Genomic DNA, 3,782 nt, shown 5'->3' with positions numbered 1-3,782 from the left:
GGACCAAAGTCTGATTGGGAAACGCAATGGTCTTACCCGCTGGGAGTAGGCGGAACGGCTTAGGCCTGAAGGTTGTTGTCTCTGCAAACGCGGAGAGAAACAGTGGAAAAAAGTGTCGGTCAGGCGCGATGGTTGCTCGCACCGATTTTGGCAACAGCCATCACTTTCCTGGTGATGGGGATAGTCCTTGGCTGACATGACGTGGATCGGCGCGGCTACGTCCCTTCCTGCGCTGATAGGACCCGTGAGCCGCTTTCGGCGGCTGGCGGGTCCTGTATTTCACCGTGCGCTGGGCTGCTCATTCGGCAGCGAGCGCTTTCTAGCTCATGCACCTTGGGAGGTTTATTATGGATCGGCGATCCTTCTTGACCGCAATGTTTGGTGTTGCCGGGGCAGCGGCCCTTGCAAGCGCTGTCCGCCCAATCGAGGCAATGGCGGGTGTTCCAGGAGCCGGACACGGCATCCTCGACGAACTTGAGACGCCACAAACAGAGGCCTTTGACGAAGATTCACAGGCAGAAGTGCAGCAGGTCTACCATCGGGACTGGCACCACCGTCCTCACCGCCGCCGCCGGCGAGGCTGGAGACGGGTTTGCCGCAGTTACTGGCGGCATGGTCGCCGTCGCGTCCGGTGCTACCGCCGGCGTGGTCCTTCGGTCGTCCTTCGATTTTAACTAGTTTTCCGCCTTGGCCCGTTCCGGCTCACGCGCCGAGAACGGGCCGGTTGGGATCTTTTTGGTGAACGGTAACAATGACATTGGTCCAGAGATTGAATGCGAGTGGCAGCGCAAACCAACCGGGAAATGACAACGACCATGCCGCGGGGTTTGCGGACGCCGTCTCGTTGCCGGACGAGGAAAACATTGCCGACCTTGTCAGGCGAACGGAGCGCATGGCCATTTTGGTGGTTCTAGGAATGGGCGGCTGGTTGATGTTAGTGCCCGCTATTTACCTTGTACTGACCCACGGGATATGAACGACTTTCGGTGTCGCGGTAGCTGACTGCAGCATGTCAGCGGAAGCTAACGCAACATCCATGCGCGTCCAAAGTTGGATTGCGGGAGCATCGCATCGCGGCTTCCGCACCCCGTTTCCTGTATCGGCAATATGGGGACGGGCTGTTTTGCTGGCGCGAGGCACAAGTGTCTGGAACCACCTATTATAGTGGTCCACGTCCGGCATGCTGGGAAGGCGCTCTCATCCAACCAGCCGCGCATACTCGGCCTCCGGTTTGCCGTAGGTGCCGTTTGCGCAAGCCGCAAGGCCGCTGCGGTCCCTGATATGCACTTCGCCTCGTCGAGAATAGATGAAACCGCGCCCTTCCAGCACTTGCAGTCCAACGGTAACCCCTGGGCGTCTTGCTCCAAGCATGACGGCGAGAAACTCGTGGGTGATCGCAAGGCGTTCGCCGTGGACCCGATCGTCACACATTAGAAGCCAGCGCGCCAACCGCTCTTCAAGGTTTGATTTTGCGTTGATCAGGGCCGTATAGCTGGTCTGGATGTGGAAGTAGTGGACATAGCGCAACAGGAACAGGCGCAACGTTGGGCTGTTCGCAAGAGCCTCCTTGAAGGGCTCGGCTCCGATCCTGAAAGCGCTGCCGGGCGACTGAATGTAACATTGATGCGCCGCATAGTCAGCGCCCATCACGAGCGCGGCACCGGTCATTCCCTCAAAGCCGACAAGACCTACCTCGGCCTCCTTACCTGAAGCCGCCGCGACCACAGAGGCAATGCCGTCTTCCAGGAAGTAAACCGTCTCGATCTCCGAATCGGCTTTCTCCAAGGTCATTTTCAGCTCGAGGTCACACAGTTCAAGGTGTGGCTGCAATAGCCCCAGGTCACCAGGGTTAAGCCGACGCAACAATTGGTTTTTATAGGAAGCGTTCTCTGGATTGGTCATAGCTCAATCCCGCTTGGGGCAAGAGCTTTCCAATCTCCCTGCCGTCTGCGCCCGTAAACACGTGCAGACGATTTGGAGAAGATACGCCCTCTGGCGCGCGATTGACAGTGAAATGCGACCTGATGCACGGCGTCCCCCCAGCCGCCGAATTACAAAACAGGGGTGTACAAAGTTAAAGGGTTGGAATCGTACAGAACTCTGCTTCGTACGAATCCGACAATTTCGTGATCGCGGCCAACGCCGGCATGATGTGCATGGTTATCGATGTCGAGGTAGAGCGACGAGAAGGCGACTGGCAGGACCGACTGGCAAGGCGAAGGCTGTGCTCCATAACGGGTCAAACAATTTGGCATCTAAATTGCTTTGACGGGTATGGGGTGGGCGAGAGCCCGTCGCTTCGCAAATGGAGCGGCGGGTCTACTCTACCTGCGACTGTCGAATGGCCACAGCAGCAGGATGTACCCGCTTTTCAGCAGAAGCTAACGGAACATCCGTGCGCGTCCAAAGTTGGATTGCAGGAAGCACCGCATGCCGGCTTCCGCAGCCCGTTTCGTGTCACCGGCAATGTGGGCGGAACGGGCTGTTTTGCGTCGGTACGCGATTTATCCAAGCGGTGACTACTTGTGGGTAATCCAGTCCAACAAGCCTGCGTCAACCTGCTCGCACCCGACATATTCGCGGACCAAGCTTTCAGCCAGGTGGCGCCATTCACACGCGGGAACGCTTGTTTCCCTTACCAGGTTTCGAAATGCAGAGCGGAGAATGTCGGCATCGAAGGCCGAGACGGCAACAGGATCTGGATCCGGATCTTCCCAACCTCGGGCCAGGTCATCGCGGTGACGTTGGCGAAGGCCCTTGAGCAGTTCGCGCGAGGCCTCGATTGCGCGTCGGGAGTGGTCCATACCGCGGCGAAATGAAGGCGGTTCCGGCCAGGGAATGGTGCCGCAACCGAAAGCTGGTTTCTATAGCCGCGCGTGCGATTTCTATATGCGTTTCAACCATCGCGGCCTCCCTTCCTGCGAAGGGATTTATTTACTCTCTTTTCGCGCGTGACCCAAGAAGGATTCAACGTACGGTTTGATACGCAAGGGCGGCGTGCAGAGGGCTGCGGATCGTGGCCGTCTCTAACGAGCATTCGGGCGTGAGCAAGCTGTTCGAGCAAGACCAGCATTTGCTGCTCGCTCATAGGCAAGGTCGGCACGCAAGATTCTCGCCAATACAATCTCGTCAAGCGCGCTGACCGCAGTTTTGAATCAGGGTCTAATGTGGCGGAAATACAACGGCACATATCGGCGCGCTCTGCTACGAGAGGGTGGGTTACAGGGGATCACCTATGAAGAAGCTGCTTCTTGGTTTGTCGTTGTCTCTGCTGGCTTCGTCGGCGTTCGCTGCCGATGCCATGGTCGAAGAAGTCGCCCCGGTTTTTAGCTGGACAGGTGGGTATATCGGTCTTCAGGCAGGCTACGCTCGGGGTGAGGGGAATATACGGCAGGCCAGCGGCCCGGGCTTCATTGAGACAGATCCTGACGGGTTCCTTGGAGGTGTCTACGCCGGTTACAACTACCAGATGCCGAACAATATCGTCATTGGTGCGGAACTGGACGTCGTATATGCGAATGTTGATGACAGCGGCCAAATATTCGCCGCTCCCGGTCTCCCATTTCCGGGCGGCATCGGGACCGAGGAACTTAAGTGGAGTGGGGCGGCAAGACTTCGATTGGGATATGCCGTTGATCGCTTGCTTCCCTATGTCGCGGGTGGCGTTGCATTTGGCGACATCGACACAAGCAGTAATACCGTCTCAGGTTCTTTCGGAGACACATTTACTGGATGGACGATAGGCGCGGGCTTGGACTACGCCATGACCGACAATCTTCTGC

At 57.6% G+C, this 3,782-nt stretch carries 2 protein-coding genes; one reads left to right on the top strand and one right to left on the bottom strand.

Annotated features, from left to right (window positions below; translation table 11 throughout):
- Nucleotides 1-1,197: 1,197 nt before the first annotated feature.
- Nucleotides 1,198-1,902, bottom strand: a complete 705-nt coding sequence (locus EN939_RS24715) for a Crp/Fnr family transcriptional regulator (RefSeq protein ID WP_127270307.1) — start codon at nt 1,900-1,902, stop codon at nt 1,198-1,200.
- Between the two features lie 1,333 nt (nt 1,903-3,235).
- Here EN939_RS24715 and EN939_RS24705 point away from each other — a divergent pair.
- Nucleotides 3,236-3,782: outer membrane protein (locus EN939_RS24705; protein ID WP_164751193.1), on the top strand; the 547-nt coding region annotated here is incomplete at its 3' end.

Source organism: Mesorhizobium sp. M7A.F.Ca.CA.002.05.1.1 (assembly GCF_003998335.1).
GTDB lineage: Bacteria > Pseudomonadota > Alphaproteobacteria > Rhizobiales > Rhizobiaceae > Mesorhizobium.
Note: the sequence above shows the minus strand (reverse complement) of the source record. Positions and strands in the feature narration are given on the sequence as shown.

What these genes read in the sequence shown, in the direction of transcription:
- EN939_RS24715 (WP_127270307.1), bottom strand. Translation starts at nt 1,902, where the DNA reads ATGACCAATCCAGAGAACGCTTCCTATAAAAACCAATTGTTGCGTCGG.